The organism is Methanopyrus sp. (assembly GCF_053997775.1).
In genome coordinates this window covers 40,301-54,017 of record NZ_JBMXXF010000015.1, presented here as the reverse complement: position 1 = coordinate 54,017, position 13,717 = coordinate 40,301, and the positions used below count along the sequence as shown (strand labels likewise).

General features: G+C 69.4%; 14 protein-coding genes. 6 read left to right on the top strand and 8 right to left on the bottom strand.

Annotation, left to right across the window (positions count from 1 at the left end; all coding sequences use genetic code 11):
- The 4 genes from ACXJJV_RS02560 to ACXJJV_RS02545 form a co-directional block, all read right to left on the bottom strand.
- Window positions 1–843, bottom strand: an 843-nt coding sequence (locus tag ACXJJV_RS02560) for an isocitrate/isopropylmalate dehydrogenase family protein (RefSeq protein WP_456466609.1), incomplete at its 3' end; no start/stop codon positions are given.
- Between the two features lie 6 nt (window positions 844–849).
- Window positions 850–1,362 carry a 3-isopropylmalate dehydratase small subunit gene (locus ACXJJV_RS02555; RefSeq protein WP_456466608.1) on the bottom strand — a complete coding sequence of 171 codons (513 nt, stop codon included), beginning with the start codon at window positions 1,360–1,362 and terminating at the stop codon, window positions 850–852.
- Between the two features lie 51 nt (window positions 1,363–1,413).
- Complete coding sequence (locus ACXJJV_RS02550) at window positions 1,414–2,397, bottom strand: CBS domain-containing protein (RefSeq protein ID WP_456466615.1); 984 nt, start codon at window positions 2,395–2,397, stop codon at window positions 1,414–1,416.
- Window positions 2,394–3,446 carry an adenine nucleotide alpha hydrolase family protein gene (locus ACXJJV_RS02545; RefSeq protein ID WP_456466607.1) on the bottom strand — a complete coding sequence of 351 codons (1,053 nt, stop codon included), beginning with the start codon at window positions 3,444–3,446 and terminating at the stop codon, window positions 2,394–2,396. Before ACXJJV_RS02545 ends, ACXJJV_RS02550 begins: the two co-directional genes overlap by 4 nt.
- Before the next feature lie 84 nt (window positions 3,447–3,530).
- On the opposite strand from ACXJJV_RS02545, the gene ACXJJV_RS02540 reads away from it, so the two are divergent.
- The 6 genes from ACXJJV_RS02540 (at window position 3,531) to ACXJJV_RS02515 (ending at window position 9,216) form a co-directional block, all read left to right on the top strand.
- Window positions 3,531–4,256, top strand: a complete 726-nt coding sequence (locus ACXJJV_RS02540) for an isopentenyl phosphate kinase (RefSeq protein WP_456466606.1) — start codon at window positions 3,531–3,533, stop codon at window positions 4,254–4,256.
- Complete coding sequence (fni, locus tag ACXJJV_RS02535) at window positions 4,228–5,343, top strand: type 2 isopentenyl-diphosphate Delta-isomerase (protein ID WP_456466605.1); 1,116 nt, start codon at window positions 4,228–4,230, stop codon at window positions 5,341–5,343. The genes ACXJJV_RS02540 and fni overlap by 29 nt, the downstream gene beginning before the upstream one ends.
- Window positions 5,344–5,352: 9 nt before the next feature.
- Window positions 5,353–6,699, top strand: coding sequence for an RNase J family beta-CASP ribonuclease (locus tag ACXJJV_RS02530; protein ID WP_456466614.1), 1,347 nt, complete (start codon window positions 5,353–5,355; stop codon window positions 6,697–6,699).
- Window positions 6,700–6,715: 16 nt separating this feature from the next.
- Entirely contained in the window at window positions 6,716–7,690 is a 975-nt protein-coding gene (locus ACXJJV_RS02525) for a polyprenyl synthetase family protein (RefSeq protein ID WP_456466604.1), read from the top strand.
- Between the two features lie 13 nt (window positions 7,691–7,703).
- Window positions 7,704–8,213, top strand: coding sequence for a DUF2118 domain-containing protein (locus ACXJJV_RS02520; protein WP_456466603.1), 510 nt, complete (start codon window positions 7,704–7,706; stop codon window positions 8,211–8,213).
- Between the two features lie 67 nt (window positions 8,214–8,280).
- On the top strand, window positions 8,281–9,216 hold the full coding sequence (locus ACXJJV_RS02515) for a KH domain-containing protein (RefSeq protein ID WP_456466602.1): 936 nt from the start codon (window positions 8,281–8,283) through the stop codon (window positions 9,214–9,216).
- Here the strand turns inward: ACXJJV_RS02515 and ACXJJV_RS02510 are convergent.
- The 4 genes from ACXJJV_RS02510 to ACXJJV_RS02495 are packed head-to-tail and all read right to left on the bottom strand — an operon-like array spanning window position 9,213 to window position 13,707.
- Window positions 9,213–11,102: a hypothetical protein gene (locus ACXJJV_RS02510; RefSeq protein ID WP_456466601.1), complete on the bottom strand. Its 1,890-nt coding sequence runs from the start codon at window positions 11,100–11,102 to the stop codon at window positions 9,213–9,215. The genes ACXJJV_RS02515 and ACXJJV_RS02510 overlap by 4 nt on opposite strands.
- Before the next feature lie 24 nt (window positions 11,103–11,126).
- Window positions 11,127–11,483, bottom strand: a complete 357-nt coding sequence (locus ACXJJV_RS02505; RefSeq protein WP_456466600.1) for a hypothetical protein — start codon at window positions 11,481–11,483, stop codon at window positions 11,127–11,129.
- A complete protein-coding gene (locus ACXJJV_RS02500; protein WP_456466599.1) occupies window positions 11,434–12,489 on the bottom strand; it encodes a UPF0104 family protein in 1,056 nt (351 codons plus the stop codon). Before ACXJJV_RS02500 ends, ACXJJV_RS02505 begins: the two co-directional genes overlap by 50 nt.
- A gap of 12 nt (window positions 12,490–12,501) precedes the next feature.
- Window positions 12,502–13,707 (bottom strand): PUA domain-containing protein, encoded by a 1,206-nt coding sequence (locus ACXJJV_RS02495; protein WP_456466598.1) that lies wholly within the window; start codon window positions 13,705–13,707, stop codon window positions 12,502–12,504.
- Window positions 13,708–13,717: the final 10 nt, after the last annotated feature.

Sequence of the window (13,717 nt, the reverse complement as noted above, 5' to 3'; positions counted from 1 at the left end):
CATGGCGGCGGAGAGGATGGCGGCGAGGGGGTTGGCGATGCCCTTGCCGGCGATGTCGGGGGCGGACCCGTGCACGGGCTCGAACAGCGCGTGCTCGTCCCCCACGTTCGCGCTCGGCGCCAGGCCGAGCCCGCCCACGAGGGCCGCGGCCTCGTCCGAGAGAATGTCGCCGAACATGTTCGGCGTGACCACCACGTCGAAGCGCTCGGGTTCGGTGATCAGGAACATGGCGGCGGCGTCCACGTAGTACTCCTCGAACTTCAGGCCCCGGTCCTCCACCACCTCCCTGCAGACGTCCCGGAACAGGCCGCACGTCTCTCGCATCACGTTCGCCTTGTGCACGCACGTGACCGCGTCGGCGCCCCGGTCCTCGGCGATGTCGCACGCGATCTCCGCGATCCTCCGGGTCCCCTCCTCCGTGATGATCCTCAGCGTGTAGGCGGCGTCCCGGAAGCGGCCCTCCACGCCCGCGTACAGGCCCTCCGTGTTCTCGCGCACGATCACGAGATCCGCGTCGTCGCGCACGTACGGCTCGCCCGTGAGCTCCCGGAGCCCCTCGAAGCCGCGGACGGGCCGGATGTTCGCGTACAGGTCCAGCTCCTGCCGCAGGCGGACGATGACGTCGGCCGCGGTCTCCCCGGCCGCTCCGAACAGCACCGCGTCGGCCTCCCGGCAGGTCTCCAGCGTCTCCTCCGGGAGCGGGTCCCCGCGCCGCTCCGCGCACGCGTCGCCCGCCTCGCACTCCACGAACTCGGCGTCGATCAGGGGCTCGATCACGTGCAGGGCGGCCTCGATCACCTCGGGACCGATCCCGTCGCCCGGCACCACGGCGATCCTGTACAACGGCCGTCACCCCTTCAGCGCCTCCGGCCCGTGCCTCCGGATCAGCTCCACCAGACCACCCGCCTCGAGGATCCGCATCATGAACCTCGGCAGCGGCTTCGCCTCCAGCTCCTCCCCGGTCGTGAGGTTCCGGATCACCCCCTCGGTCAGCCGCACCTCCGCCTCGTGCCCCGTCTCGAACGCGTCGGTCGCGCCGGGGCACACGATCACGGGCAGCCCCACGTTCACGGCGTTCCGGTAGAAGATCCGGGCGAAGGACTCGGCGACCACGCACGCGATCCCGGCCGCCTTGAGCGCGATCGGCGCGTGCTCCCGGGAAGACCCGCACCCGAAGTTCCGACCCGCGACGAGGATGTCACCCTCCCGCACCTTCTCCGGGAACTCCGGGTCCGCGCCCTCCATCACGTGCCTGGCCAGCTCCTCGGGGTCCTGGGTGGTCAGGTACCGGCCCGGGATGATCTGATCCGTGTCCACGTTGTCCCCGAACACCCAGACGCGGCCTCGGAGGACCTCTTCCAAGCGGCGGCCCCGGGCGGCCCCGGGCGCGCGGCGTTATCACCTTTGTCCGGGTCACCGCCCCTCGACGGTCGCCAGCACGTACACGGCGTCCGCCACGGGCACCACCCCGACGGGCTCGCCCCGACGGACCACGTAGGCGCGATCCGAGAACTCCTTCACCATCTCCCACAGGGCCTCGGGCAGTGGCGTGTTGGGGGAGACGGTAACGACGCTCCGTGCGTAGTCGACCGCTCGGAGCCGCCCCAGGTCACGGCGGCGGGCGATCGCGTCCAGGAGGGCCGCCAGGACCTCGCGGTCGCCGACGCGGCCCACCGGGCGCCCGCCCTCCAGCAGGACCGCGTACCTGCGGTGTCGCTCGCCGACGGCGCGGGCGACCTGGGCGATCGAGGAGGACGCGTCCAGCGCGAGCGGCTGCCTCCACCTCACGTCGCCCACCGACAGGCGCTCGGGCCCGCGCGGCGGTCGCTCCACGCGGGGTGTCCCCGTAGAGGACCGGAACCGGGGCGGGACGTGGTGGCCCCGGTAGTTGCCGGTCAACGCGCGGGCAATGTCGATCGCGAAGAGGGTTCCGTAGACGCCCCGGCGGGAGCCGGGGGAGCGCACGAGCGCGTGCGTGACGCCCCTTCGCACGATCTCGACCGCGGCGTCCAGCAGGGAGTCGTCCGGGGCGATCGTCGCCCCGGGGCGGGAGAACCTCCACGCCTCGGCCCGGAGTGCGTCCCCTTCTAGGGAGCGCAGGGCCCGGATCACGTCCGCCTCCTCGATCACCCTCACGGGACCGCGCTCGTTCAGGAGCGCGATTCCGGGGACGCGGTGAAGCACCATGGCCTTGATTGCGCTCCACAGGGGTCGGTCGGGTTCGAGGGTGATCACGCCGTGGCGAACGAACTCCGAGGCCCGGTGTCGGGTGAGTGGGGTCGGGTCGAGGCCCCCTTCGTTTTCGGAAAAGGGGAGAACATCGGGGTGGGCCCCATGGGTGGGTAGGGGACGGGAGTTACCATCTGCGCGTCGTCTCGCGTTTCGGTGGGTCTTTATCGCGCCTCCTTGACTTTCCGGTAGGCCCTAAGCGCCTCTCGTTCCCTGGGCTTGACGATGGGTCGGTCGGGGACGAAGGGGCATCGGCCCGGGTCGCGCTGTGGGATCCCGATGCGGCGCCCGTATCGGACGATCTCGGGCTTGTTCATCCCGATCAGCGGTCGGAAGATGGGGAGGCGGGCCGTTCGTTCCTCGAGCCGTAGGTTCCACACCGTTTGGCTCGCCACCTGGCCCAGCGAGTCGCCCGTGATCAGGCACTCGCAGCCCAGTCGTTCGGCCCACTCGCAGGCGCGCTCGATCATACGCATCTTGCAGACGACGCACAGGTAGCGTTCGAGGCGGCCGGAGAGCCGCTCTTCCGCCGTCTCCAGGAACTCCCGGTGGGACTCGTCGACGTGCAGCTTGAACCCGGGGTCCCACCTTCGGAGGATCCTCTCGTTCTCCTCGGCCGCCTTGAGCTCGGACTCGGTCACGAAGAGGTGGAGGCCGCGGCACTCGAGGCCGCGTCGCATGGCCATCCAGGCGGCGACGGGGCTGTCGAGTCCGCCGGAGAGGAGGGTGAGGGCGGTGCCCTGGGTGCCGACGGGGAGGCCCTCGGGGCCCGGTTCCTCCGGTCCGCACGCGTAGGCGGCGTCGTCGTGGACCTCGAGGAGCACGCGGGGGGCGGATTTGGTCACGGTGTGCCCGGAGGCCTCCGCCAGGTCGCGGGCGGCGTCGTACAGGGAGCGGCCGGAGACGTTCGGGTGGTGGGAGCGCACGTCGAGCCGGATGCGCTCCGGCGCGTCCCGGAGTAGTCTCCTGAACGCCTTTAGCACGGTCTGGGGGCGGGGTTTGACCTCGTAGCCGGGGAGGGCGCCGGCGACGCCGAACTCTCGGGCGGCCTCCTTCTCGTGGTGGCCGCGGACGATCAGCCGGGGGCCCTTCACGCGCACGACCTCGCCCGTGCGCCGTTCGAGGCGGGCGGCGAGCTCGCCGAGGAGGGTCTTGCGGACGACGGGGCTCTTGGCCGTGACCTCGCCGGAGGGGCGCACGAGGGTGATCGGTTTCAAGGGGCGGCCCCCGAGGGGGCTCGGTCGCCCACCGCTTCGGTCATCGGTTCCCCGAGGCCTCGGGTGTCCTCATCGCCGGGGGTGGTGGGGCTGATCCGGGCGTTGAAGCTGGGGGGCAGCGTGATCACGGACAAGCGTCGGCCGAGGACGGCCCGGGAGGGGTTGATCCGGGAGCTCATGGAGCGGCTGGTGGGCTGGGAGGGTCGGCTGATCCTGGTGCACGGTGGGGGCTCGTTCGGGCACTACGAGGCCCGTCGGGTGGGGTCGTTGGAGGAGGGGGTTACGCGGGTCCGGGAGGCGATGCACGAGTTGGTGGGGGTGATGGAACGGGCGGCGGTGGAGGCGGGGGTGCGGGTGTACGCGCTGCCGCCGGCGGTGTTGCTGCGCTCAGTGAACGTGGTGGTGGAGGTGTTGGAGCGGGGCTGCGTGCCGATGCTGTACGGGGACGTGGTGCCGGCTGGGGACGGGTTCCGGATCATGTCGGGGGATGAGATTCTGGAGCGGTTGGCGGTGCTGCGGGTGGATCGGGTGGGCTTCGGGATGGACGTGGACGGGGTGTACCCGGAGCGGCCGGGGGTGGGGGAGCCGTTTAAGGAGTTGACCCCGGGGGAGGCGCGGGCGCTGGCGGAGCGGTTGGAGGGAGCGGCCGGGGTGGACGTGACGGGCGGGATCGCGGAGAAGCTGCGGCGGGCGGCTCGGATCGCGGAGGCCGGGGTGGAGGTGTTCCTCTTCGACGCGAGCGATCCGGACAACGTGGATAGGTTCCTGCGGGGGGAGCGCGTTGGAACGCGGGTGGTCCGGCGGGACTAGGGAGCGGAAGTGGGAGCACGTGTTGGCCTGCGTGTGGGAGGACGTGGAGTCCGACGCGAGCCCGCTCTTCGAGTGCGTGCACCTGGTGCACCGGGCGCTGCCGGAGCTGGACATGGACGAGGTGGACACGCGGGTGCGGCTGTTCGGGAAGGAGCTGTCGTTTCCGCTCATCATCGCGGGGATGACGGGGGGTCACCCGAAGACGGGGGAGATCAATCGGAGGCTGGGGATGGTCGCGCGGAAGCTGGGGATCGGGATCGGCGTGGGTAGTCAGCGGGCTGGGGTGGAGGATCCGGAGGTGCGGTGGACGTTCGAGGTCGTGCGGGAGGAGTACCCGGATGGGCTGGTGCTGGCGAACATCGGGCTGCCGCAGTTGCGGGAGGGTGGGGCGGACCTGGCGGTGGAGGTCGTGGACATGGTGGACGCGGACGCGCTGGCCGTGCACGTGAACGTGCTGCAGGAGGCGGTGCAGCTGGAGGGGGAGCCCGACGCGTCGGGGTTCGTGGAGACGCTGGAGGAGGTGCGGGAGGCCGTGGACGTGCCCGTGGTGTTGAAGGAGACGGGGACGGGCGTGTCGGCCGAGGACGCGGAGCTGGTCAAGGACGTCGTGGACGGGATCGACGTGGGCGGGGCGGGCGGTACGAACTGGGCGGTGGTGGAGTCCGTGCGCTCTCGGGCGCACGGGGAGGCGCCCGTGGGCCGCGCGTTCTCGCGGTGGGGGGTGCCGACCGCCGCCTCGATCCTGGAGGTGAGGCGGGTGGTGGGGCCCGACGTCACCGTGATCGGGACCGGCGGCGTGCGGGACGGGCTGGACGTGGCGAAGGTGCTGGCGCTGGGCGGGGACTGCGCGGGGATGGCCCTGCCGGTGCTTCGGAAGGTGCTGTCCGAGGGCGTGTCGGGGTGCGTGCGGTTCCTGAGGACCGTGGCCAGGGAGGCCAGGATCGCGATGCTGATGACCGGGTGCCGGACCGTGGAGGAGATGAGCAGGGTTCCGATCGTGGTTCACGGGCGGCTTAAGGAGTGGTTGGAGTGTCGAGGGATCGATCCCGAGCGGGTCTGCTCGGGCGATCGCCGTCAGGGGTGTTAGCGGTTGGGCGTGGAGGTGTTCGCGGTCGGAGGGTACGGGGAGGCCGGTGGCCGGAACATGACGGCCGTGCGGGTGGACGACGAGCTCGTGATCTTCGACTGCGGCATGTCGCTGGACAAGTCCCTCGTGTTCCGGAAGGATTTCCCCAAGGCGTCCACCCGGGAGCTGCGGGACGTGAAGGCGATCCCGGATGACACGATACTGCGTCGGTACCGGTCCAAGGCGGTGGCCGTGGCCCTCTCGCACGCGCACCTGGATCACATCGGCGCCGTCCCCAAGCTCTTGTTCCGGTACCGGTGCCCGGTGTTCGGGACCCGGTTCACCATCGAGCTGGTGAAGCGGGACCTGGAGAACGAGGAGCGGTACGCGGAGGAGGCCGAGGAGGTGCGGGTGAACCTGTACGCGGTCGAGCCGGGGGATGAGGTGCAGATCTCGCGGCGGCTGCGGCTGGAGTTCGTGCCCATCAGCCACAGCATCCCGGGCAGCGTGCTGCCGGTCCTCCACACCCCTTACGGGGCGATCGTGTACGCGTGCGACTTCAAGTTCGACGATCACCAGATGATCGGTTACCAGCCGGACTACAAGCGGTTGAAGCAGCTGGGGAAGGAGGGCGTGCTGCTGCTCATCCCGGAGAGTCTTCGGGTCGCCGAGGAGATCAAGACCCCGTCCGAGTCCGTGGCCCGGGAGATGGTCAGCGACGTCCTGCGCTTCGCGGACGAGGAGACCGAGGGGATCATCGTGACCACGTTCTCCTCACACATCGAGCGCATTCAGGCCATCGCGGACACCGCGGACCGGCTCGGTCGGCGGGTCGTGCTCGCGGGTCGCTCCCTGGGCAAGTACGGCCGCGTGGCCGAGGAGCTGGGGCTGCTGAACCTGCCGGCCGGGGCGCGGATCTACGACAAGCCGGACACGATCCGGCGCGGGTTGGAGCGCGCGTGCGAGGAGAAGGAGGAGTACCTGCTCATCGTGACGGGGCACCAGGGCGAGCCCGGCGCCGTGCTGACCCGGATGGCGGACGACGAGCTCCCCTACCGGTTGACCGAGCAGGATGGGGTGATCTTCTCCTCCTCCGTCATCCCGTCCCCCATCAACCGGTCCAACCGGTACAAGCTCGAGACCAAGCTTCGGCTGAAGGGCGTGAAGATGTTCAAGGACGTGCACGTCTCCGGGCACGCCGGCCGGGAGGACCATCGGCTCTTGCTCCGCATGCTGCAGCCCGAGTTCATCGTGCCGGCGCACGGGGACCCGGACATGCTGGCGGCCTACGCGGAGCTGGCCGCGCAGGAGGGGTACGAAATCAATACGGACCTGTTCCTAACGCTGGACGGCACCCGGATCGAGTTACCCATCTGAAAAAGGGGAGAGGGAAATGCATGATCGGGTGCTCGAGGAGCTGGAGCGGGCCGGGGAGCTGGTGGACGACAAGATCCGGGAGGTGCTGCCCCGGGGTGGGGCCGCGGAGCTGTACGACGCCTGCTGGCATTTGATCGAGGCCGGGGGCAAGCGCTTCCGACCCCTGCTCGCCATCAAGTCCTGCCAGGCCCTGGGCGGCGCCCCGGAGGACGTGCTCCCGGAGGCGGCAGCCGTGGAGCTCATCCACACGTTCACGCTGATCCACGATGATATCATGGACGAGGACGAGGAGCGTCGCGGCGTGGAGGCGGTCCACGTCCGCTGGAACGTCCCCGTCGCCATCCTCGCCGGGGACACGCTCTTCTCCAAGGCGTTCGAGGTGGCCGCCGAGGGTGGAGACATCCGGGCGGTGAGGGAGCTGGCCCGCGCCTGCACGGAGATCTGCGAGGGGCAGGCCATGGACCTGGAGTTCGAGGAGCGGGACGACGTGACGGAGGAGGAGTTCCTGGAGATGGTGCGCAAGAAGACGGCCGCGCTCATCCGAGCCTCCTGCGTGGTCGGCGGGCTCAAGGCGGGGGCCGACGACGACCAGCTGACCGCGTTGGCCGAGTACGGGGAGAACCTCGGTATCGCCTTCCAGATCCAGGACGACGTGCTGGACCTGGTGGGGGACGAGTCGAAGCTGGGCAAGCCGGTCGGCAGCGACATCGTCGAGGGCAAGAAGACGCTCATCGTCATCAAGGGGCTGGAGCGGGCGGACGAGGGGCAGCGGGAGCGGATCCTGAGCGTGCTGGGCAACGAGGACGCCTCCCGGGAGGAGGTGCTGGAGGTGATCGAGATCCTTCGGGAGCTCGGGGCGATAGACTACGCCCGGGAGCGGGCGCGCGAGTACGCGGAGGCCGCGAAGGAGGCCCTGAGTCGGCTGCCGGGGAACGAGCACCGGGAGTTCCTCGAGGCGGTGGCGGACTTCGTGGTCGAGCGGGAGTTCTAGGGAGTGTAGGTCGTTGCCTCTACCCCGGTTCTTCCTGGAGGTGGATGAGGAGGAGCTCGAGGGCGGGCTCCCGGACGAGGAGTTCATACTGACGGATGAGGATCATCGGATCGTCGTGCGCTCGCGGGAGCTGGCCGAGCGCCTGCTCGAGGAGCTGGAGGAACCGGTCGTCTGCCGTAAGGTCGTGTACGAGGAGGCGAGGGCCGCGTTCGACGCCCTGGAGGCCCGAGTCACCCGGCACGTGATCATCGAGCCGCCGGACCGGAGATCGCTGGTGTTCCTGCGGCCCGGAGAGCGGGTGTACCAGGTCCCGGTGGAGGGGTACGTGGTCACCCCGATCGCCGACGTGGGGGACCGGCTCAGGAAGGGGGACCCGCTGGCCGCGATCACGACGCGGCGGGGAGACGTCCGGTACGTGGAGGCCCCGCACCCCTGCCTGGTGGTGTACGTGTGTGAGCAGGAGGCGGTCCGGGCGCAGCGGAGACCGAACTACGAGTACTACATCGTCCAGGTGGAGGAGTGACGCGCACCGGGCCATCCGGGAGGCCCTCCGGCGCGTTCTCCACGGCTCGCTGCCCCGGGAGGTGGGGGTGGACGTTCTCGAGGTTCGACCCGGGCTGAGGAGGCGCGACGTCCTGTACGTGCGGGCGGAGCTGGTCGTTCACAAGGGGTCGCTCAAGGGCACCGTGATCGGTCGCGGCGGCCGCACGGTGCGGAGGATCGGTGTGGAGGCGCGCAGGAGGCTGGAGCGGTGGTGGGGTCGCCGGGTGTTCCTGGACCTGACCGTGGTGGTGGATCCGGAGCGCGCTCCGGCGAATCGATGGTTCAAGATCAGGAAACGGGATGACGTTTTCGAGTGTCCCGCCTTCAAGCACCCGCAGCACGTGCGCGCCCGGGACGTGCGCGTGCGGGGCAACGCCCGGATCGCGGCCTTCACGGAGCTCTCGCGGTCCACCGTGCACGGCGGCGCGATGGTCTCCAACTTCAGCCGGGTCGTCGGCTCGGTGCTGCACAAGCGGGTGAGCGTGTCCGCCCACTGCACCGTCCGGGACGCGGAGCTGGGGCCGTTGACGTTCGTCGGCGACGGGGCGCGGGTGGAGTCGTCCCGGGTGGGAGAGCGCTGCTTCGTGGGGATGCGAGCCCTCGTGCGCGGGGCGCGCGTGGGTCGCTGGTCGGTGATCGGGGCGGGGGCCAGGGTGGAGGGGGACGTGCCGGAGCGTTCGCTCGTGGTCGGGAGTGAGGTGGTGGATCACCTGGACTTTTACGAGCTGGTGCTGGAGTCGGATCGTGCGGTGCTGAAGGTGAACGGTCGGGTGAAGGAGCGGGTGAGGGTCGGGAGCGGGGAGGAGGTCACCGTCCGGTACCTGGAGGACGAGAACGAGCTGACGTTGGGCGGGGGGTCCGGTAGGGAGCTGTGCAGGGCCTTCAGGGAGGGGAAGGGGTGGAGAATTCGGGGTAGGGGGTTCGAGCGGGAAGGTCGGTCGGTGCACTGGTACGTGGGGAGGAGGCGGGGCCTGCTCGCCTAGACGCCGAGCTCCTCCCGGATCTCCCGGACCAGCTCGGAGACGCCGATGTCGGTGAGGCTCTCCAGCACGAACCGGGCGCTGTTGCGGTCGTCCACGAGCTTCAGCGGCCCCAGGAACTCGGTGCGGGAGAGGATCTTCTTCAGGACGTCGTTGGCCTCGGGCGTGTCGAACGCGTCCCCGTCCACGTACAGGGTGAGCCCGTCGGCGTCCCGGACGGACAGCGACCCGTTGTAGATGCAGGAGCTGGCACCCTGCTCGACGGGGCCCTCCTTCACGATGACGGTCTTCACGGTGCTGCCGTCGCCGAGCTTGACGCGCTCGTCGGAGAGGATGTACTCGCACTCGACGGAGCCCGTCGTTTCCAGCTCCTTGCAGATGACGGCGGAGGCGGACAGTCGATCCGAAGCCTTTACCTTGCCCGGGGCGACGATGATGCCGGACACGCTCACGTTGCTGGCCAGCGAGGCGTCGGATCCGACCACGATCGACCCGTCGATCCGCACGCCCGAGCCGAGCTCGACGGCGTCCTGGGAGACGACGTTGCCGGTGATCTCGGCCCCCTCGCGGATCCGGACGCCGTCCTTGGAGATCACGTCGCCCAGCACCTTGACTCCCTTCCCGATCTCCACCTCCTTGGCGACGATGGTGCCGTGGACGCGCGAGTTGTCCCGGATGCTGACGCTCTCCTTGATGAGGATGGGCTCCTCGTCGTGCATCGACTGGATGGAGGAGCCCTTGCCCACGACGAGGCTGCCGTTGACGCGCGCCACGGCCATCTCGGTGCCGGCCGGGATGAGCAGCTGCTCGCCCTCCTCGTACCGCTTGATCTGAGCGGTGAGCTGGGAGACCTTCTTCTTGAGCTTCTCGATCTCCTCGTCCTTCCGCTTGAGCTCCCGGCGCAGCTTCTTGACCTGCTTCCGAGACTTCCGGAGCTTCCTCTCGCGATCCTTGAGCTTGGAGCTCAGCTCCTTGATCCGCTTCTCCGCCTCCTTCAGCTTGGACTGGAGCCGCTCGTTCTCCGAGGAGAGCTGCTCGAGCTGCTTCCGGAGCTCGTCGCGCTCCCGCTTCAGCTCCTCGATCTTGGACTTGAGCTCCTCGATTCGCTCCTCCGCCTCGGACAGCTCCTCCAGCTTGCGCTCGAGCTTCTCCTTCTCCTCCTTGATCTTCTCGTACTTGCTCTTGAGCTTCTTGACGCTCTTCACCAGCTTCTTGTTCTGCTCGGATAGGTCCTCCAGCTTGTCCTTAAGCTCCTGCTGCTTCTGAGTGGCCTCCTCGTACTTCTCCCGGTACTCCTCCGCCTTGGACTTGAGCTCCTCGTACTTGGACTTCAGCTCCTCGATCTTCTCCTTCAGGCGCTTGGTGGCCTTGACGTACCGGTCCAGCTCCTCCTCCCGCTCCTTCAGCTCCTCCTTGAGGCGCTTGACCTCTTCCCGGAGCCTGTCGCGCTCCCCGATCGCGCTCTCGGCCTTGTCCTTCCACTCCTCCAGCTCGCGCCTGAGTCTCTCGTTCTCCCGCTTCAGCCGCTCCAGATCCTCGGAGCTCGGGGCCGCCTCGGGCTCCTTTTCTTCCTCTTCCTCCTCCCTCTCGGGGGCCGGGGCGGGGGCGGGTTTGGCCTCCTCTTCCTCTTCCTCCTCGGCCTCCTCCGCGGCCTCCGGCTTGGGCGGTTTGAGCTTGAGCTTGATCGCGCCGCCCGACTTCTCCTCTTCCTTCCCTTCCCCCTCCTCTCGCTCCTCCCGGGCCTTCTCGGGCTTGGGGAGCTTTAGCTTGGGTGGTCCCTCGTCCCCTCCTCCCTCTTCTTCACTCCCTCCACCGCCGACCGACAGCTTGAGCTTGGGACCCTCCTCGCCCTCGTCCTCCTCCTCGGGCCTTTTGCGGCGGAAGATCATCGATCGTGGGCCCCTTGGCGCTAATTAGCCGAACATGTCCTCCGGCGGGGGTGTGGGCGGGTGTCCGGGAACTACGGCGGGCACGACCGCCTCCGGCTCCTTCTCGATCTCCGCCTTCATGCGGTTCACGAGTTTCTCGTCCTTAATAATTTTAACTATCCTGGGCTGCGGGCGGGCCTCGTTGGGGGAGGGGACGAGCGGGAGGTCCACGATCACGTGATCGTCCTCCTCCAGCTCACCGGCCAGGCGAGGGTCCACCTCGGCGATGATGGTGGGGCCGCGGTGCAGGCTGACGGTGGCGAGGACCTGCTGGTCGGCGGACACGACCCCCTCATCGGAGGGTCGGATGATCGTCTCCACCTTGCCCAGCTCGTACGGCATCGTGCAGCTCTCCCCTGCCCCTCCTGCGGGAGATGTGCAGTAGGCTCGCCAGCCCGATCGCGTTGACCATCCAATAAGAGATTACCCTGTCAAGTAGGACCGCGGCGGCGCTGATGCCCCGATCGACGCCCAGCGCCGCGTACGCGGAGGCCGCGGAGACCTCGATCGCGCCCAGGCCGCCGGGGAGCAGGGGCAGCACGCCTACGAGCATGGAGACGGTGAACCCCACCACGATCACGGACAGGGGTACGGCGCGGTCGAGGGCGGTGAAGACGAGGTAGGTGCGGAGGATCTCGCAGGTCCAGATGGCGAAGGAGATCGCGGTGCCGCAGGCCAGCGTGCACGGGTCGGAGAGCAGCCGCCGGAAGTTGCGGACGAAGCGCCGGATCCAGCGCTCGACGCGGCGCGCGTCGACGTCGTCCCGTCGGACTCGGGACAGGAGTCGGGAGAGGAGCGTGCCGAAACGGAGAATTATCCTCTCGTTGGCCATGATCCAAACGGAAAACGCGAGCGCGAGCGTGAGTGCCAGCACGCTCGCCGCGAGTAGCTGGGTCATGCGGCTTCCGCTCTGGAGCAGCGACGCGAGTCCGAGTAGCAGGAGCGCGACGATGGGGAAGTAGTCCAGGATCCGGTCTATGACCACGGAGGAGGCCACGTCGCGGGCCCGGCATCCGGTGAGTCGGGAGAGCAGGTAGATGCGCAGGGGCTCGCCCCCGCTGCGGGCGCTCGGGGTCACGTTGTTGATGAGCATCGACGCGTTGTTGATCAGGAAGGTGAGTCGGAAGGGGGCCCGAATGCCGGCCCGTTGGAGCACGAAGTACCATCGGGCGGCCCAGAGGAGGAGGTCGGCGAGCTGGACGAGGGTGGCCAGCACCAGGATGTACGGGTTCGCTCGTCGGAGCGCGGAGGCGATCTGGCCCGGGTTGAACGACCAGATCATCAGGGCGAGGAGGGCGACGCCGGCGGCCGTGGCCAGCACCATCTTCCGGTTGAGCTTCCAGTTCACCGCGCTACCCGCCTACTCCTTCCTGAGCACGGCGTAGAAAAACCCGGGCGTGTCCGCTCGGTGGGGGAGGAAGAGCGCGCCGTCCCCGGCGGGGTTCGCGGGCTTAAGTGCCTCGGTGACCGGCTCCATGCCCAGCTCCTCGACCGCCCGGCGGACGACGAGCTCGTTCTCTTCGCGGGTCAGCGTGCAGGTGGCGTAGAGGAGGCGGCCGCCCGGTCTTAGAACCCGGTGGGCGGCCCGGAGCAGCGAGAACTGGTACGAGGGCAGGCCCAGGCACTCCTCGTAGGTGGCCTCGATCCACAGTTTGGGCCGCACGCCCAGGGCGGTGCAGGGCGGGTCCACGATCGCCACGTCGAACCGCTCCCGGAGTCGGCGGCAGACGCGTCGGGCATCCCCGTGGATCACCCGGACCCAGTCGATGCCGAGCCGTCGCAGTCGTCGCTCCATCCTCTCCAGCCGGGGTTTGGACCGGTCGATGGCGACGATCTTGGAGTCGGGGCCCGTGAGCTGGGCGACGTGGGAGCACTTGCCCCCGGGGGCCGCGCAGAGGTCGATGACGGACTCTCCGGGCCGCGGGTCGAGGGCCTCGACGGCGAGGATGGAGGGGAGGCCCTGGGAGTAGATCCAGCCCCGGGCGTGGGCCCGGGTGGCGCGCACCTTGGGAGCCCGGTACACGGGTCGGTCGACGCGGACGGCCAGCCCCCGGTCCCGCTCCTCCATCTCGTCCCCGTCCATCTCGGCCACGCCGAGGGCCACGGGGTGGCCCCGCTCGGAGACGACGACCACCCGATCTCCACGCCTCACGCCCTCGGCCTGGAGCACCCCGGGGGCGTACAGGTCGGCCCCCACGTACACGCTCTCGGCGGCGAACTTGTCGGCCACCACGACCCGCTCCTCGTCGGGGCGCACTCGGTGGGGTCCCTTCACCTCGATCTCCACGGCGTGCTCGGAGTACGGGGAGGGTCGGACGCGGTGGTCCGGTAGCTCCCGGGACAGGAGCTCCAGGACGTCCTCCGGGTCCGCCTTCAGCGTGTTCACACGGAGCGTGTACCAGCGGACGGGGGCGGCGAGGGCGGCGAGGAGGGTCGGGTAGTCGGGGGTGCGGGCTTGGAGGAGGTTCGCCAGCCTGGGGTCGTCCAGGTCGGGGCGGGTGAAGGGGCGGACTCCTCGGCTCGGGTGGATATCATCACCCCGTCGGGCGAAGGCCGTGCTCGTCATCGGAGTGCGG